We start from the raw sequence: 16,712 nt of genomic DNA on the forward strand, positions 1-16,712 counted from the left end.
AAATAATTCATTGTGTACAATAGCATTTGCAAAAAAACTATAAAAATAGAAAAAAGCCCCCTCTTTAATCACAAGAGAAGACTTCTTCTAATAAACGTGCGCTTCTGTTCGCAACATAACCAACACTATTGTCAATAAAACCATCACCAATAAACCAATGGTATCTCTGCCATGCCAGTTTAAACGTCGGAAAGAGGATCTTGGTTTACTTGATTGATACCCTCTAACCTCCATTGCATTTGCCATGTCCTCTGCCCGATTCAAAGAACTTACAAATAATGGTAAAAATATAGGGACTATCTTTTTCATTTGCTGAACTAGTGATCCCTCGCCAAATTCTGTTCCCCTAGCACGTTGAGCATCCATGACCTTTTGCGTTTCATCCAATAAATTAGGAATAAACCGTAAAGAAATAGATAGCATTAAGGAAATTTCATCTACCGGAACTTTTAACCGTCGTAGTGGGTGAAGCAAATAATTGATAGCATCTGTTAAATCAATTGGTTTTGTTGTCAGTGTAACAACAGTGGAAATGAAAATGATCATCACAAATCGGCTAAAGATATAAACACCATTAATTAAACCAAACTCGGAAATAGTAATCGGACCCCAGTCAATATAAATTTCGCCACCAGCAGTAAATAAAATCTGCAAGAAAACGGTAAATATAATTAGCCAGATCAGCGGACGTACGCCTCGAAAATAAACACGAAATTTCACTCCAGATAGACGCATGACAAAGAAAGTAAATAACCAAAGCAGCACGTAAGATAACCAGTTATTAGCAATAAATAATACAAAAATAAAATATATACCTGCAAGCAGCTTTGCTCGTGCATCCATTTGGTGAAGAATAGAATCGCCTGGGAAATATCTGCCTAAAATTAACTTATTCATGCGAGCCCCACCTCAATCAACACGTCTGCTAACTCATTTAGCGTTAAACAAACCCTAGGTAATGATACTGCTTTTTCTTTCTCTAGTTTTAACTGAAACCTTCTTGCTTCTGGAAGCTCCAGATGCCAATTACGTACTCTGTCAGCATCACGGAAAGCATCTCTGACAGTCCCTTGAAATGCGATGCTGCCTTTTTCCATGACAATCACTTCATCTGCATACAACGCTACGTCATCCATATCATGGGTTACAAATATGGTAGTCAATCCTTTTTCTTCATGCCATGAACGAATCAGCGACATAATTTCTTTTTTTCCTTTTGGATCTAGCCCTGCTCCAGGTTCATCTAAAACTAAAATATCAGGATTCATCGCTAAGATCCCGGCAATTGCAACTCTTCTTTTTTGTCCCCCTGATAAAGAAAATGGGGATTTTTTCAATATTGAAACCTCTAGACCAACCTGTACAATAACTTCTTTTGCAATTACTTTTGCTTCTTCCACTGACATACCGAAGTTAAGTGGTCCGAAAATAATATCCTTTTCTACCGTTTCAGCAAATAATTGAGACTCAGGAAATTGAAATACCATTCCTACCTTTTTCCTGGCTGCTTTCACCGACTTTTTTGGGTTTTCCGATTTTATAATGTGGTCACCTATTTCGACCTGTCCACTTGTTGGCAGCAATAAACCGTTTGTCAATTTCAGTAAGCTGGACTTCCCTGAACCTGTATGACCAACAACCGCAGAAAACGACTTGGATTTCACCGTTGTACTTACTGCATTTAATATTTTCGGACTACGAATTGGACCGACCCGATAATCCGCTGTTACTGTATCTAATCTTATCTGCATAACCATCGCACCATTTCATCTTCTGTCATATATCCATCAGGAACCTTGCTGCCTCGATTCTCCAGTTCTCGTCTAAGTTGCTCAGCAAACGGAACATCTAACGTAGGTTCTTTTTGAAAAACTTCCGCCGGCTCTCCATCATGAAGAATCTGCCCACTACTTAACATCAGAATTCTATCTGCAGCCTGAGCTTCATTCATATCATGCGTAATAGAAATAATCGTGATATGATTATTTGTTTTTAAGTTGCTTAGCGTTTCCATTAATTCTTTTCTGCTCTTAGGATCTAACATCACCATCGCTTCATCTAAAATAAGAATGGAAGGATTTAGGGCAAGAAGCCCAGCAATAGCGACTCGTTGTTTTTGTCCACCAGATAAACGGGAGGGATCATACTCGGCGAAATCCTCTAAACCAACCATCTCTAGCGCTTGCTCTACACGCACTTTCATTTCATCATAGGCCATGTTCATGTTTTCTAAAGCAAAAGCAACATCATCTTTAACAGTCGTACCAATAAACTGGTTTTCCGGATTTTGAAAAATTAATCCGATTTGACTGCGAAGCTTCCACTTCGAGTCTTCGTCCAACTTGATACCATTAATATGAACACTTCCTTCATTCGGTGTTAACAAACCAACTAGAAGCCTAGCCAAGGTAGATTTACCAGAACCGTTATGACCAACTACAGCTAACCACTCCCCTTTTTGCACCGTAAATGAAACATTCTCCAATGTGTTTTCCTGCTTCCGTTCATCATAACGGAATGTCAACTGTTCAACTTGTAATCGAGGGGGTAACATGTAGTTGCTCCTTTCTATAAAACAATAATAGCTATGATCAACGCTGCAACCATGGAGCCATTGACAAGAACCATATTTTTTAACGATACAGAGAACGTCTCTGCTTTGCTTTGTTTTTGATTAAACTTATGAACATGCTGAAATACTGGCACACCCACAATTAATACGAGTAACATTACCAATGGCAGTACATTAAAACTAACAGCACTTAAAATGGCAAGGAAGGAAAAAATATAAAGGGCATCAAATAAACGCACTGCATTTTTTCTTCCTATATAATATGGAAGGGTAAATCGTTTATTTTTTATATCATCTTCTAAATCACAAATATTATTAGCTAGCATGATATTGGCAATCGTAAATATACAAGGAAGGGAAATCCAGAAAATCTCCAGCATCAACAGAATATCCATTTCGAAACTTAATGTACGTCCAGTTAATAGAAGATTCGCTATTCCTTGGTCAAATGCATTTACGTAGATAATTAAAAACGTAATTCCGAATCCCATTGTAACACCCGAGAACACCTCACCCAAAGGCATACGTGATAGCGGAATCGGACCAAATGTATAGAAAATACCAATACCAAAGCAAACCATACCAATGAATAGGACAAATAAATCTGTTCGAAAAACAAGCCAGATTCCTAGAGTTGTTGCAATAGACAGCATGGTCAAAATCGTTGTAACAACCAGCCACTCCGGAATCTCTTTCTGACCGATTATGTTAGATTCCTTCTTATAAATTTCACTTGTTGCTTTTTTATAATCCATATAATTATTAATTGCTGTTGTAGTTAAATCAAATATCAACATTCCACTGAAAAATATAATGGTGTTTACAGGGTCAAAGGCATCAAAACGGTAAATAACAAATAGCAGTCCGACAATAAATGGAAATAGACTAGCTAATTTTGTTTGAATTTCTACTAATTTTAAAAATGTCGGTAGTGACACGAATAATCTCCCCCTTACTCATTTCCAAACGTAAATTGCTCATTGGTTATTTCAAAATTATCGGTAAGACCATCTGTTGTATAAATAGTCTTATCTTCCATAATAAAAATTGCTTCGACACCTTCTAATTCATGAATGAAGTCCAATCCATCCTGAAGACCTTTTGAGAATAAGACAGTTGATAAGGCATCTCCATCGATGGATTTGTCACTTATAATAGATACACTTGCCAGTTTGTTATTAAATGGATAGCCGTCCTTTGGATTTAATAGGTGATGATATTTCACACCATCCACTTCCAAGTATCTTTCATATATTCCTGATGTAACGATTGATTTATTGGAAGCTTTCAATTTTCCGATTGTGTCCCCTCTACCTGAAAATGGGTCCTGAATCCCAACGGTCCATGGATTACCCGAATAGTGATTTCCCATAACAAAAATATTTCCACCCAAGTCAATAATTGCTGTTGTAACTCCGTTTTCTTTTAATAGTTGCACTACCTCATCAGCGATATAGCCTTTCGCAATCGCTCCTAAGTCCATCCGCATACCCTTATCTTTCAGAAAGACCTTTTTATTTTTCTCATTTAATTCTACTTTTTTGTAATTAATTAACGGTAAAATCTCATCAATTTCCGCTTGCTCCGGTTTTCTTGCATCATCAAAACCAATATGCCAAAGCTTTGTAAGCGGACCAATCGTAATATCAAAAGATCCTTCCGCTACTTCGCTGTAATTTTTCCCTTCCGTAATAAGTTGGAATATATCTTCAGAGACGTTTACCGCTTCTTCTCCAGCCTTGTCATTAATCGTATTAATCTCAGAGCCTTCTTCATCAGCCGTAATCTTTTGATCCAGTTCCTCTATTTTGTCAAAGACTAAACCTAGAACTTCTTCCTTACCCTCATCATAAATTTTTATCGTAACCACGGTCCCTAACAAAAACTCTGTCTGTTTATATGGGTTTTCGATTAGATTTAACTTTTCTGCATGTGTTTCTGGGTCATTGGAACAGCCAGTTATTATCAATATAATAGCTAATAAAATAAAAATAATTACCTTGTTATTCACCATACCTTGCTCCTTTCATTTTGACTTTTATTCATATTATTATTTCCATATCGAACGAAAGTTTTTTCAACTAATATAAGTGAAAACTTCACGATTAAAATATCACTTACCTATTGTGAAAACAATCACAATATAGTTTACGTTTTAATTTTACATCTATATTCATATATTGTCTAGACAAATTTATGAAGAGTTTATGGCATTTATATATTCACTATTATATATACATTTTATATAGTAGATACGCAATTTACATTTTACTAATATGTGACATCCCACAATTATTTGTGAATTAAATTACATTTTTCTATAGACAAATAAACCATTTAATTATACAATACAATTGTTCATATATTCACATTATCAATATTTCTACAGTGATAAATAATTCAAGGGAGTGAAACAAATGGCTGAAAAAAATATTGTAATTATTGGAGCAGGTTATGCCGGCGTCCATGCAGCCAAGAAGTTAGCAAAGAAATACAAAAATGATGACTCTGTTTCTATTACATTAATAGATAGACATTCTTATCACACGATGATGACAGAGTTACACGAAGTAGCTGCGCATCGCGTAGAACCAGATGCCATTCAATTTGATTTAAGAAGGTTATTCAACCGAACAAAAGTGAAACTTGTCACAGACAACGTTACAAACGTGGATTATAAAACCAAAACTGTTACAACAGAACATGGATCTTTCCCTTTTGATTATTTAGTGCTTGGTATGGGTGGAGAACCAAACGATTTTGGTACACCAGGCGTACAAGAACATGGATTTACATTATGGTCATGGGAAGATGCCATGAAAGTGAGACATCAATTAGAAGATGTTACAAAACGTGCAGCATTAGAACATGATCCAGAAAAACGTAAAGCAATGCTTACTTTTACTGTTTGTGGTTCTGGCTTTACCGGTATTGAAATGGTTGGGGAATTAATCGAATGGAAATATCGTCTAGCAAAAGAAAATAAGTTAGATGAAGATGATATTAGCTTATATGTTGTCGAAGCAGCACCAACCATTTTGAATATGCTAGATCGTAAGAGTGCAGATAAAGCAGAATCTTACCTAGTGAAAAAAGGAGTTAAAATCCTAAAAAGTTCACCAATTGTAGAAGTGAAAGAAGACAGAGTGGTATTAAAATCAGGTGAAGAATTACCGACCCATACCTTAATCTGGACAGCAGGTGTGAAAGCTAACTCTGATACAGAAGATTATGGTATACCTTCTGCAAGAGCTGGAAGACTAAAAGTAAATGAGTACATGGAAGCTGAAGGTTACGAGAATGTTTATGTAATAGGTGACTTGGCTTACTTTGAAGAAGAAGAAGGAAAACCAACTCCACAAATCGTAGAAGCAGCAGAACAAACTGGTATGACAGCTGCAAAATCTATTATTGCTGAAATTGATAATGGTGAAAAAGAAGCATATGAAGGTAAATATCACGGTACGATGGTATCCATCGGTGCAAGATATGGTGTCGCTAACCTAATGGGGCTTCGCCTAAGCGGCTGGTTAGCTAACTTTATGAAACACATGGTTAATTTATATTACTTCTTTGGTATAAGAAGCGGCTATTATATGTTCCATTATATTATGCATGAATTTTTCCAAACAAAAGACAAACGTAATATTTTCCGTGATACCATCACACGCACTGGGAATGTCCTATGGAGCTTACCATTACGACTCTTCGTTGGTGGTTTCTGGTTAGTTGAAGCAGGTGCGAAGATTTGGGGAGAATCGACCTGGAAAGAAGCAACATCAAGTTTTAGTAATATCCCTCTATTGTTTAAAGGATTAGGCGAAGATTCTTGGTTAACAGGCAACACAGTCAACATGCCTTTTGAATGGTTACAAACCGCAACAAGTGGTGCTAGTGAAGCTGCTGCTGATGGTGGCGGAGAATGGGCAACACCAATCTTGAGTGAAATGTGGGGCTGGTTCGAATGGATTATGCAAATCATGCTTCCTACACCAGAAATGGCTATCTTTATGCAAAAAATGATGGTATTTATTGAATTAGGTATTGGATTAGCAATCGTATTTGGTTTATTCACTTGGTTAGCTAGTGCAGCAAGTGCTGGTTTCCTAGTAATGTTTACTCTATCTGCCATGCTTGGCTGGGATAAAGTTTGGGCATTACCTGCATCCATCGCTCTTATGAATGGTTCAGGTCGTTCCATTGGTCTTGATTACTATGTAGTGCCTTGGTTACAAAAAGTAGCAGGTAACTGGTGGTATGGCAAAGAACGCGCCATTTACAGTGACCATAAAGGTTCTGCAGCAAGTAAATCAAAAACAGAAAAAAGAAGTGCTTAATTAAAACGGCAATTAACTATTGTTAATGATGAAATGAGGTGAAAAGATATGAAGGAATTTTTCCAAATGGTTAAAACATGGGACATTATCCTGATTGTGTTACTCATCCTTCTATCTTTTCTGCCTTTTGGTATATTTACTTACCAACAAGCTGCACAAGCAGGTAATGATTCTACGCTTGTTGCCGTAATTACAGTTGATAACCAAGAAACAAGAAGAGTTCCTTTAACTGGCAATACTGAAACGGAGGTTTTTGATATTGTCGTATCTGAACACGAAAAGAACACAGTAGAAGTAGATCATGAACATATTCGTATAAAGAGTGCAACCTGTTCTGATCAAGTATGTGTTCGAACTGGAGCTATTTCCAAACCCGGTGAAACCATCGTTTGTTTACCACACAAAATAGTGATAGAAATTCAATCAACAACCAATGAGCCAACGGATGAAGAAATAATTATCAGTTCTTAATTTTCGTTTAAGGCATGACTATTTAACCTATCTTAGAGATTGGAAGTTATAACTATGACAAATAACCAGCGCCTCGTTTATATTGCATTACTGGCTGCACAAGCGGTAATAATCAGTTTACTGGAAAGAGCTATTCCCTTTCCTTTTGCTGTAGCACCTGGTGCCAAACTCGGTTTAGCCAACATCATTACCTGTATGGCGTTATACACACTGAGTACGAAGGATGCTGGCAAAGTTGTCATGATTCGAATTACCTTAGCTACATTACTCGGTGGAACAATTTCTACTTTCATGTATAGTGGCGCAGGAGCATTATTAAGTTTTATAGGAATGTGGGGGGTTAAAAAATTAGGGCCTTCTCGTATTAGCCTAATTGGTGTCAGTGTTACTGGAGCAATTTTGCATAATGTCGGTCAATTGACGATAGCCAGCTGGATTGCCCAAACCTGGACCGTCCTCCTCTACCTACCTGTATTATCTTTTATTGGCATTCTATCTGGGATTGCTATTGGTATCATTGCAAATTATTTACTAAATCATGTGGAAAAACTTCAATATTATCGAAGTTTACAAGAGTTAAATTATACGCGTTAATCTAACGTGTTGACATAAATGGGGGTTTTTATGATGCAAGTCCAAGTTCATCCTATGTGGGAATCTTACCCAAAAATAAAAGCAGACCTTTTATCTGTCCTTCAAATGGTAGAATCACATGTACGAATCCATGATAAAAATATCGAGTCTACGATTAGAGACTTAATCTACTCGGGGGGGAAATTACTTCGACCTGCCTACACACTATTATGTTCCCAAATTGGTTCAGCTTCTAGTCAAGAAAAAGAGAGATCGATAGCAGTAGCTGCAGCACTTGAGACTTTGCACATGGCAACACTCGTTCATGATGATGTAATAGATGAAGCTGATACCAGACATAGCAATCCGACCATTCACACACAAAAAGGTAACCAATTTGCGATTTACTCTGGCGATTATTTATTCTGTGTTTGCTTTACGATACTATCTAAACATGCTTCCTCACTGGCACACCTTGAGTTCAATGCACGAAGCATGGAGAAGATTTTAACTGGTGAATTGGATCAGTTAAATTCTCGTTATCGCACAGTTGCTAGTGTGAAAGACTATCTATCTCGTATTTCCGGTAAGACAGCACAATTATTTGCAGTAAGCTGTTACTCCGGTGCTATCACGAGTGATGCGTCACGAAGACAAGCGGTGACAGCATGGAATATGGGGCATTACATTGGGATGGCATTTCAAATTATGGATGATGTGCTAGACTTTAAGGGTGATAGCCAAACACTTGGAAAACCAAGCATGGCTGACATTCGTCAAGGCATTTATACATTGCCTTTACTCTACGCAATGAAAGCTAAACCTAATGTATTACATCCATTGCTAGCGAAAAAAGAAGCATTAACAGAGAATGACTTGATGCAAATTATGGAAATCGTCGAAGAAACTCGAGGTGTCGAAAAAGCACAGCAGGTCGCTGAAAAATATACAAACAAGGCGTTGAAAGCTTTGGCTAAATTGCCTGATGGAGAATATAAGCGAACATTATATGAAATAACAACAAACCTATTGCATAGAACGGTATAAATAGTTTAATAGAATTTTAGATACTTTAAAAAGAGGCATCTGTCGCAGGAGAGCCTCTTTTTTATGATCGGAAAATTTATGGCTGCAAATGTGAACTTTAGCATTTACTCTTACTCTTTATCAAAGACTCCATTTTCGATATATCATTTTTACTGGACTTTTTGAAGAATCTATAAAAAGAAAAAGTCCTCCTTCATCATAAAGAGAACCCTTTAAGTATATTTATTCTACTACACTCCAAAACAATCCCAGCGTTCCTTCACCAGCATGCACAGCAAGCGACGAACTAATATCACCAATCGTTATTTCCACACTAGGAACTTCACTCTTAATTCGCTTCTCTAATTCTTTTGCTTTTTCTATTGTATTTCCATGCATAATTCCTACTCTTTGCACTTTGCTTTCCTCACAGGACTGCTTTAACAAAGTTATTATTCGAGTCGTCGCCTTTTTCTCTGACCGAATCCTCTCCAATAAATCTAACTCTCCATTGGATTTAATGGAAAGAATAGGCTTTATTTGCAGGAGATTCCCCACTAAGAAGGATGCACCAGACATTCTTCCACCTTTATATAATTGCTCTAGACTACCTAATAAAACAAGATTTCTGGAGTTATGCGAAGCATCCTTAAGTTTATTGGCAATCGTAGCGACATCCTCTCCCATTTCTGCTAATTCCAATCCCTTTGAAAGAAGTACAGTAATAGCATAAGAAAGGGATAAGGAGTCAATAACTTCAACATGAAAATCGGACTGCTCTTTACCTGTAACGGAACTGGAAAAAGTCCCACTTAATTTAGATGAAACATGTATGGCAATTGCCGCATCATAATCTTCCTTCAGCTGTTCATATAATGCTTGGAATTTTGCTACGTTCGGCTGCGATGTTTTAGGTACTTCTTTTTCCGTCCGAATAATTTCGTATAGTTTATCAGCCGATAAGTCCACTCCGTCTTCGTATTCCTTCCCATCTGAAATGACCACAATCGGTACAACATAAACATCTGGATGCGTTCGTAATTCCTCTGTTAAAAAAGCCGTACTATCAGTTACAAAAGCAATCTTTTTCTTGTTCATTTAATATATCGCACCTTTCCGTCACCTTGCTAATTTGATTATACAATTAATTACACCCACAAACAATACCAAGTGTTAGTAATAGGTACTAATTTTATTATCTGTATCGTAAGGGAGATAATATAACCAATATTACTTTAATAAAATCGTGACTAGCCCTTTTTCTTCATGACCTTTATAATAGTAAAAGTATGTATTTTAAAAGAAAAGGTGTATTAATTATGAGCTTATTAACCGTAAAAAATTTAAGTCACGGATTCGGAGATCGAGCAATTTTCGATGACGTTTCTTTCCGATTATTACAAGGTGAACATATTGGACTTATCGGTGCCAATGGAGAAGGCAAGTCCACTTTTATGAATATCATTACAGGAAAACTGGAACCAGATGCAGGAAATGTAACATGGTCCAAAAATGTCCGTGTGGGCTATTTAGATCAGCATGCTGTTCTAAAACAAGGCATGACAATCCTTGACGTACTGAGAACTGCTTTTCAGTATTTATATGATATGGAAACAAAAATGAATGAACTGTTTGCCAAAATGGGACAAGTTGGACAGGATGAATTAGAAAAGTTTTTGGAAGAAACTGGACGCATTCAAGATGCGCTATCAAATAGTGATTTCTATACAATTGATGCAAAAGCAGAAGAAGTAGCCAATGGACTTGGATTGGATGAATTCGGTTTAGACCGTGACGTTCACGACTTAAGTGGGGGTCAGCGAACCAAGGTCTTGCTAGCTAAGTTACTACTAGAAAAACCAGATATACTATTACTCGATGAGCCTACAAACTATCTGGACGTCGAGCATATCGAATGGCTGAAACAATATCTAATTAATTATGATCATGCGTTTATTCTTGTGTCACATGATATTCCATTCCTAAATAGTGTTGTAAATTTAATCTATCATATGGAAAACCAGGAATTAACTCGTTACCCTGGGGATTATGATGAATTCCTGCGTGTCTATGATATGAAAAAACAGCAGCTGGAGGCAGCCTTTAAGAAACAACAAAAGGAAATAGCCAATTTAAAAGACTTCGTAGCGAGAAATAAAGCAAATGCTGCCACAAGCAGAATGGCAATGTCTCGTCAGAAAAAGCTAGATAAGATGGACGTCATTGAATTAGATGCAGAGAAACCAAAACCTCAATTCCTTTTCAAACAAGCACGTACACCTGGCAAGTATTTATTCGAAGCCAATGATCTAGTGATTGGTTATGAGGAAGCATTATCCAGACCACTGAATATATCCATGGAACGCGGTCAAAAGATTGCTCTTTATGGTGCAAACGGAATTGGTAAAACCACGCTACTCCGAAGTATACTTGGAGAGATCCCCCCTGTTTCTGGTTCCGTAGAGCTAGGAGACCATCTCCATATTGGATACTTTGAACAAGAAATGAAAACGGAAAGCGAGAAAACGTGTCTGGATGAAGTTTGGGATGAATTTCCTCACTTCACACAATATGAAGTACGAGCTGCACTTGCGAAATGCGGACTTACGACGAAACATATTGAAAGCAAGGTAAAGGTATTAAGCGGTGGTGAGAAAGCCAAAGTACGTCTTTGTAAATTAATTAATCAAGAAACTAATTTGCTTGTACTGGATGAACCAACGAATCACCTGGACCATGACGCGAAAATTGAATTAAAGCGGGCCTTGAAAGATTATAAGGGAAGCGTCCTGCTTATCTCCCACGAACCAGAGTTTTATGATGGAATTGTAACAGACATGTGGAATTGCGAAGACTGGACAACAAAGGCATTTTAAAAGAAGCCTCTTTTTAAAAGATGACCAAATGAACCTAATAAAAGACATATATGCTTTGGATACAGTGCATAGAAAAAGGACCAGTACCCGGTCCTTTTTTCTTATTCGTTCTATAAGATATCATTAATATTTTGCTGTGCTTCTTGCACTTGCTGGCGTACGTCATGTAATTCTTCAAAAGCTTGCTGAAATTGAGGATTTTCGGTTGCTTCCTCTCCTGCTTCACTTTGAACATTTTTTAGTACCTGTTCGGCTTGCTGCAATTGCTGCTCTGCTTGCTCAAGTCGTTGCATATCCTGTCCCTGTGCTTGGATTACAGCCTCCTGAGCCGCATTCACCTGCTGACTTGCTTCTTGTAATTTCTGATGTAGGTTCAGATGCGCCATATAAGTGACCTCCATTATAATAAAATCGAAGAATATCTCTCTATATATTGCCTCATTCTTGTTGAACTATGTATACTTTATAAGACATGCTTCATTTTTAAATGAAAAGGCCACCCGTAACAGTGCTTTTACCATAAATCACAATCACATGGACGTACATTCCAATTGCATCTTCAATAAAATAAATAGGCTCTTTTCTTATATTTTGTTGCTATAAGAATTTTACAGATGGAAATTCCAAATATATTTAATTAAGTATAAATAATTAATGGAGCGATTTGTTAACATCGCTACGGAAATACACTCCGCTATGCGTCTGCTCTACTTGTATAAACAAGAAATATGAAATATGCTGTTTTAAGGATCATAACGGTCTTAAGACGTAATTTCTAGAGATATAAGTTCAAAGTAATCTTAAGCGCCTATTTAAGCGAAGTATTCTGCCGGAGCGGATAATCACACGAATCAAACATAAGTGTGAGCGAGAGCAACACTGTTCTGAATTAAGGATATTAGGACTCTATACAAAATATAAGGTAGAGTCCTGATAAAAAGTAACAATCTTCTAGAACAGAGCCAAAAAAATTCACTCTAAGTACCGTCATGTATTCTTTGATTTTTTTCGTTTTTAAACATATAACGAATTCCTTTTCCTGATAGAGGTTCATCTTGATACCTTGGTAATACATGAAAGTGTGCATGAAAGATATGCTGCCCCCCAACTTTCCCACAATTCCATCCAAGATTGTATCCATCAGGCTGGTGCTTTTCATCTATATATTTTTGTACATCAAGAAGCAAATCGTATGTTGCATTCCACTCATCCTTCGTTAAATCAAATGCGGTTTCACGATGTTTTTTTGGTACGATTACCCCCGCACCTTCTAAATTCTTTCCTTTAATATCGCTATCATCCAATTGTAAAAACATACAATGTTCGTTGCTTAAAAGCATCCTTTGCTTTGGTTCCAACTCTATCTGACAAAAAACACAATCCTTCCTCAACTGACAAAAACTCCTCAAAACATTATTCACAATAATACCAATTTTAACATAAATATCATTCTGTATCTAATCTGTATTGACCTACCTTTTGTGGAAAAACTAAATACAAATGATGGAAAGGAGAGATGAAGAATGAGCCGTGGTAAAGGATTTAATCATAAAAGAAAAGGACACCCTGGAAACTTTCCGAAAGATAACTTAGTAGAGGAAAAAGAACATAGTCGACAGTTCGAACAAGAAGAGGATATCGTCACACACGAAGCTTTCAAAAACCGTCCTAAAAATGATGAAATGCCATAAGAAAATAGTAATAAAAAGGACCAAGACGCAATTCACCGGTCTTGGTCCTTTCACCTATCTTCTTCCGTTCTTTTCCGTTTCATTTGCTAACTGTTCGAATGACTTTACATTACCATGAGGGTTTTGTTGCTGTTTTCTTGCTCTCCACCTGCGCTCACGGCGTGATTTAGAATGCGACAATGATATTCACCCCTTTTTGATAAGGTAACAGTTATAGAATAACCTGCTGAGGAAATTTGATTCTTCATCAGTTGCAATTTAAACCTTTTCTATTTTACTTATAGAGCGCATTGGGTTGTAAACATCGAGGTCTACATCAATTTCGTCCCTAGTCATAATAGATGCTGCTAACTTCCCAACGTAAGGTCCCATTGTCAGTCCAGATGCTCCCAATCCTGTTGCCAAAACAAGACCGTCTACATAATCCAATTTTCCTAGCAAAGGCAAACCATCTGAGCTCATAGGACGAAAGCCAATTCTTACTTCTTCTAATGTTCCAGAGGAAAGATCTGGAGCAATCTCTAATGCTTCTGTCAATACCTCGTTTACCCCTCCTGCTGTCATACGGTAATCATAACCAGAGCCAGTTTCCCTTGTAGCTCCTGCCACAATTCTTGAATCATCAAAAGCAAGCATATAATAGCTGCTTTGGGGTAACACTACAGGCCAAGTGGAGGTATCTTTCTCTGGCAATTTAATATGAGCAATCTGCCCCCGCTGTGGCTCTACCTTTAATTGTAATCCTAATGGTTCTAAAAGGGCTGGACTCCATGCACCTGCTGCAACTAATACATAATCTGCCTGATAAGTATCTGTATGGACTGTTACTCCCGTTACTTTCCCCTCTTCAAATACTAACTTTCCATCACCCTGGATTAGTTTGGCACCATGTTTTTGAGCAGCTCGCTTCATTGCGTCCGTTAGCAAGCGGCCATCAACCCGTGCAGCTCCTGATACAAATACGGATTCATACTTTTCACTTATTGGGGGAAATAAGGCTCTTGTTTGTTCAGAATTATACCTAGATATGTCTCCTAATTCTGGTGCGTTTGGTTGCTTTATTTTTATCTTTTTTTCAATCTCGTCTAATTCCATTTTGTTAGAACTAACACAAAGTGCACCAACCTTTTTATAACCAACCTCATTTTCTCCATCTTTTTTTAGTTCTTCTATCAAGGATGGATAGAATTTAGCACCATTTCTAGCTATTTTATACCAGTCTTTATCCTCTACTCTCGACACCCAAGGACATACAATCCCCGCACCTGCTGCTGTTGCTTTTCCTTCCTGTATGTTATCAATCATGATCACCTCATGATTGTCTTTGGCCAGTCGATAAGCAGCACTAGCACCTACGATTCCGCTACCAATTATCACTATTTTCACTTAATCACTCCTTGTTTTTTTAAACGTATTTCTAAATGAAAATATCATGACAAAATTTTAAAGCCAGTGTATGGTATGAAGTAATCTCTTTTGTGATTGACACTCATTGTGCTATATAACTCTTTATTTTTTCATAAGTCTCTTCTTTGCAAACAATTAATAATTTCGATTCTTTACGAAGAATTTCCTCCGTTTTTTCCGTAACATTTAATTCGTTGTCTATTGAAATTAATGTTGCACCTTTTTCATATAAATCAGTAAAAGCATCTTTATACGTTCTCCAGTTTCGGTGGGGCTGAATGGTGAATATATCCGAACCATAGTTAGAAGAAGCTAGCTGGCGGAACACTTCACTTACCCCTTTATAAGAACCACTTTTTGCGATTAATCGAGCACTCGTGTGCGTTGGCGTTACAAATTCATCTATACCGCCATGGATAAAACTAGGGATATGTATTTCATCATTTATTTCAGCAATCGTATAAATCGGTTTGTTCGTTTTTTTGGAATAATCTTCGATGGTTGTTGCAATGAGAAGAGTCTGACCATCTGCAAGAGAAGATTGCTGAACTTCATCTGAAGCAAAAATCATCACGGACTCTGCTTCTGCTAAATTGGCTTTTAAAAGAATATGAATATCACCAGGATCACCACTTACAAAATGTACGCGTTCATTATAATGGGTCCTTCTCTAATGCCCCATCAACGAGAACGACATCCTTATCTTCGTTCATACTAAGTAATTCTTTTATTGTTTCTTTAGATCGTCGTGAAAAATTAATAATCACATGATGATGTTTTCCTTTATAACTCAATTTCCCTGTCTCCTTTCTTCTTTTGTAATCGATATAAACGTCTACAACATATCCAACTGCCACCCCCATAATCCCTATTCCGACAACATAGACAATGGTCATTGCAAATATCTTACCGCCTACTGTTACTGGAGATACATCTCCATATCCAACCGTTGTTACAGTAGTCATAACCCACCACAAAGCATCAAAGTAATCTGGAAACGTGTCAGGTTCGATAAGTTGAATTATTTTTGTAGTAATTAATATAAATGCGAATAAACCAATGAAAATAGTGAATTTCACATCCATCTTCATTGCTTTTTGGATGATACGAAAAATCAAAATACTCCCCCCTTTTTTACGTCTTATTTCCATATCTTGTTCCGTATTAGTGCATGTACCTTCCTATGGTCAGGCTTTCTTACACCTGTCGATGCAACCTTTATAGTAAATGACATTTGATCAGTTCTCACGTAGAGTTCCTCTTTCTTAACTTAGGATAATGCTTTTCCAAAAACTCATCTAATATAACTCGATGACTTTTGACCATGTTAGCTGGAAATTCATCTGGATAAAAAAATGCAATTTGAATGGATTCTATTTTATCTACTTTGATATCGCCTTGAAAATTAGTTGTATAGTAGGCAACAGTGACGGTATAAAATTCATCACCATTTTCAGCTTTGATAAATTGATCTGCACCAGAATAGACATTGATTAAATGCAAATCACGGATAACCAACCCCGTTTCTTCCATTACTTCACGTTGCGCCACTTCTTCTGTAGACTCCCCAAGTTCCATGAGACCTCCAGGTATACCCCATACTCCTTTTGGATGCGTGCGTTGTTGCAGCAATATTCTACCTAGATCATCGACGATAACAGCAACAGCCCCTGGAAAAATTAATGGTCGATGTCCTACTACTTTTCGCAAATCTTCTATGTATCCCAATTTTAAATCTCCTTGTGTTTGATTGGTAATT

The 16,712-nt window shown here is 37.1% G+C and carries 19 protein-coding genes; 6 read left to right on the plus strand and 13 right to left on the minus strand.

Annotation, left to right across the window (positions count from 1 at the left end; translation table 11 throughout):
• Positions 1–87 precede the first annotated feature (87 nt).
• The 5 genes from D8M06_RS08870 to D8M06_RS08890 are packed head-to-tail and all read right to left on the minus strand — an operon-like array spanning position 88 to position 4,583.
• Entirely contained in the window at positions 88–897 is an 810-nt protein-coding gene (locus D8M06_RS08870; protein WP_121204040.1) for an energy-coupling factor transporter transmembrane component T family protein, read from the minus strand.
• Positions 894–1,751, minus strand: coding sequence for an energy-coupling factor transporter ATPase (locus tag D8M06_RS08875; RefSeq protein ID WP_121204143.1), 858 nt, complete (start codon positions 1,749–1,751; stop codon positions 894–896). The genes D8M06_RS08870 and D8M06_RS08875 overlap by 4 nt, the downstream gene beginning before the upstream one ends.
• On the minus strand, positions 1,742–2,554 hold the full coding sequence (locus D8M06_RS08880) for an energy-coupling factor transporter ATPase (protein ID WP_121204041.1): 813 nt from the start codon (positions 2,552–2,554) through the stop codon (positions 1,742–1,744). The genes D8M06_RS08875 and D8M06_RS08880 overlap by 10 nt, the downstream gene beginning before the upstream one ends.
• A 14-nt stretch (positions 2,555–2,568) precedes the next feature.
• Positions 2,569–3,510, minus strand: coding sequence for a 1,4-dihydroxy-2-naphthoate polyprenyltransferase (gene menA / locus D8M06_RS08885; RefSeq protein ID WP_121204042.1), 942 nt, complete (start codon positions 3,508–3,510; stop codon positions 2,569–2,571).
• Positions 3,511–3,524: 14 nt separating this feature from the next.
• Positions 3,525–4,583: an FAD:protein FMN transferase gene (locus D8M06_RS08890; RefSeq protein WP_421904213.1), complete on the minus strand. Its 1,059-nt coding sequence runs from the start codon at positions 4,581–4,583 to the stop codon at positions 3,525–3,527.
• 406 nt (positions 4,584–4,989) lie between these two features.
• Here D8M06_RS08890 and D8M06_RS08895 point away from each other — a divergent pair, with 406 nt between their 5' ends.
• The 4 genes from D8M06_RS08895 to D8M06_RS08910 are packed head-to-tail and all read left to right on the plus strand — an operon-like array spanning position 4,990 to position 9,000.
• Positions 4,990–6,909 (plus strand): FAD-dependent oxidoreductase, encoded by a 1,920-nt coding sequence (locus tag D8M06_RS08895; RefSeq protein WP_121204044.1) that lies wholly within the window; start codon positions 4,990–4,992, stop codon positions 6,907–6,909.
• 48 nt (positions 6,910–6,957) lie between these two features.
• Complete coding sequence (locus tag D8M06_RS08900) at positions 6,958–7,380, plus strand: NusG domain II-containing protein (protein ID WP_121204045.1); 423 nt, start codon at positions 6,958–6,960, stop codon at positions 7,378–7,380.
• A gap of 54 nt (positions 7,381–7,434) precedes the next feature.
• Positions 7,435–7,974 carry a Gx transporter family protein gene (locus D8M06_RS08905; protein ID WP_121204046.1) on the plus strand — a complete coding sequence of 180 codons (540 nt, stop codon included), beginning with the start codon at positions 7,435–7,437 and terminating at the stop codon, positions 7,972–7,974.
• Positions 7,975–8,004: 30 nt separating this feature from the next.
• Positions 8,005–9,000 (plus strand): polyprenyl synthetase family protein, encoded by a 996-nt coding sequence (locus tag D8M06_RS08910; protein WP_241558915.1) that lies wholly within the window; start codon positions 8,005–8,007, stop codon positions 8,998–9,000.
• 222 nt (positions 9,001–9,222) lie between these two features.
• On the opposite strand, the gene D8M06_RS08915 is transcribed toward D8M06_RS08910, so the two are convergent.
• Entirely contained in the window at positions 9,223–10,077 is an 855-nt protein-coding gene (locus D8M06_RS08915) for a DegV family protein (protein WP_121204048.1), read from the minus strand.
• A gap of 221 nt (positions 10,078–10,298) precedes the next feature.
• Between D8M06_RS08915 and D8M06_RS08920 the strand changes: the two genes are divergently transcribed.
• The gene (locus D8M06_RS08920; protein ID WP_121204049.1) at positions 10,299–11,855 is read left to right on the plus strand and encodes an ABC-F family ATP-binding cassette domain-containing protein; all 1,557 of its coding nucleotides are present in this window, start codon (positions 10,299–10,301) and stop codon (positions 11,853–11,855) included.
• 110 nt (positions 11,856–11,965) lie between these two features.
• On the opposite strand, the gene D8M06_RS08925 is transcribed toward D8M06_RS08920, so the two are convergent.
• Complete coding sequence (locus tag D8M06_RS08925) at positions 11,966–12,241, minus strand: hypothetical protein (protein ID WP_121204050.1); 276 nt, start codon at positions 12,239–12,241, stop codon at positions 11,966–11,968.
• A 591-nt stretch (positions 12,242–12,832) separates the two neighbouring features.
• Entirely contained in the window at positions 12,833–13,246 is a 414-nt protein-coding gene (locus D8M06_RS08930; protein WP_121204051.1) for an HIT family protein, read from the minus strand.
• Positions 13,247–13,378: 132 nt separating this feature from the next.
• Between D8M06_RS08930 and D8M06_RS19980 the strand changes: the two genes are divergently transcribed.
• Positions 13,379–13,546 carry a hypothetical protein gene (locus D8M06_RS19980; protein ID WP_170150265.1) on the plus strand — a complete coding sequence of 56 codons (168 nt, stop codon included), beginning with the start codon at positions 13,379–13,381 and terminating at the stop codon, positions 13,544–13,546.
• A gap of 54 nt (positions 13,547–13,600) precedes the next feature.
• Here D8M06_RS19980 and D8M06_RS20140 read toward each other — a convergent pair whose 3' ends face one another.
• The 5 genes from D8M06_RS20140 to D8M06_RS08950 all read right to left on the minus strand — a co-directional run bounded on the left by D8M06_RS20140 (position 13,601) and on the right by D8M06_RS08950 (position 16,681).
• Positions 13,601–13,726, minus strand: a complete 126-nt coding sequence (locus D8M06_RS20140) for a DUF6254 family protein (RefSeq protein ID WP_241558916.1) — start codon at positions 13,724–13,726, stop codon at positions 13,601–13,603.
• Positions 13,727–13,804: 78 nt separating this feature from the next.
• A complete protein-coding gene (locus tag D8M06_RS08935) occupies positions 13,805–14,932 on the minus strand; it encodes an NAD(P)/FAD-dependent oxidoreductase (protein WP_121204052.1) in 1,128 nt (375 codons plus the stop codon).
• A 103-nt stretch (positions 14,933–15,035) separates the two neighbouring features.
• On the minus strand, positions 15,036–15,569 hold the full coding sequence (locus tag D8M06_RS08940; RefSeq protein WP_121204053.1) for a potassium channel family protein: 534 nt from the start codon (positions 15,567–15,569) through the stop codon (positions 15,036–15,038).
• A gap of 37 nt (positions 15,570–15,606) precedes the next feature.
• Entirely contained in the window at positions 15,607–16,071 is a 465-nt protein-coding gene (locus D8M06_RS08945) for a potassium channel family protein (RefSeq protein ID WP_158591767.1), read from the minus strand.
• 127 nt (positions 16,072–16,198) lie between these two features.
• On the minus strand, positions 16,199–16,681 hold the full coding sequence (locus D8M06_RS08950) for an NUDIX hydrolase (protein ID WP_121204055.1): 483 nt from the start codon (positions 16,679–16,681) through the stop codon (positions 16,199–16,201).
• Between the last annotated feature and the right edge of the window lie 31 nt (positions 16,682–16,712).

Source organism: Oceanobacillus halophilus, assembly GCF_003628505.1.
Taxonomy (GTDB): Bacteria; Bacillota; Bacilli; order Bacillales; family Amphibacillaceae; genus Oceanobacillus; species Oceanobacillus halophilus.

Excerpts from the sequence above, each read along its gene's own strand:
- D8M06_RS08895 (WP_121204044.1), top strand. The coding sequence starts at position 4,990 with ATGGCTGAAAAAAATATTGTAATTATTGGAGCAGGTTATGCCGGCGTC.
- D8M06_RS08875 (WP_121204143.1), bottom strand. The coding sequence starts at position 1,751 with ATGCAGATAAGATTAGATACAGTAACAGCGGATTATCGGGTCGGTCCA.
- D8M06_RS08925 (WP_121204050.1), bottom strand. The coding sequence starts at position 12,241 with ATGGCGCATCTGAACCTACATCAGAAATTACAAGAAGCAAGTCAGCAG.
- D8M06_RS08880 (WP_121204041.1), bottom strand. The coding sequence starts at position 2,554 with ATGTTACCCCCTCGATTACAAGTTGAACAGTTGACATTCCGTTATGAT.
- D8M06_RS08915 (WP_121204048.1), bottom strand. The coding sequence starts at position 10,077 with ATGAACAAGAAAAAGATTGCTTTTGTAACTGATAGTACGGCTTTTTTA.
- D8M06_RS08900 (WP_121204045.1), top strand. The coding sequence starts at position 6,958 with ATGAAGGAATTTTTCCAAATGGTTAAAACATGGGACATTATCCTGATT.
- D8M06_RS08870 (WP_121204040.1), bottom strand. The coding sequence starts at position 897 with ATGAATAAGTTAATTTTAGGCAGATATTTCCCAGGCGATTCTATTCTT.
- D8M06_RS19980 (WP_170150265.1), top strand. The coding sequence starts at position 13,379 with ATGAGCCGTGGTAAAGGATTTAATCATAAAAGAAAAGGACACCCTGGA.
- D8M06_RS08905 (WP_121204046.1), top strand. The coding sequence starts at position 7,435 with ATGACAAATAACCAGCGCCTCGTTTATATTGCATTACTGGCTGCACAA.
- D8M06_RS08920 (WP_121204049.1), top strand. The coding sequence starts at position 10,299 with ATGAGCTTATTAACCGTAAAAAATTTAAGTCACGGATTCGGAGATCGA.
- D8M06_RS08910 (WP_241558915.1), top strand. The coding sequence starts at position 8,005 with ATGATGCAAGTCCAAGTTCATCCTATGTGGGAATCTTACCCAAAAATA.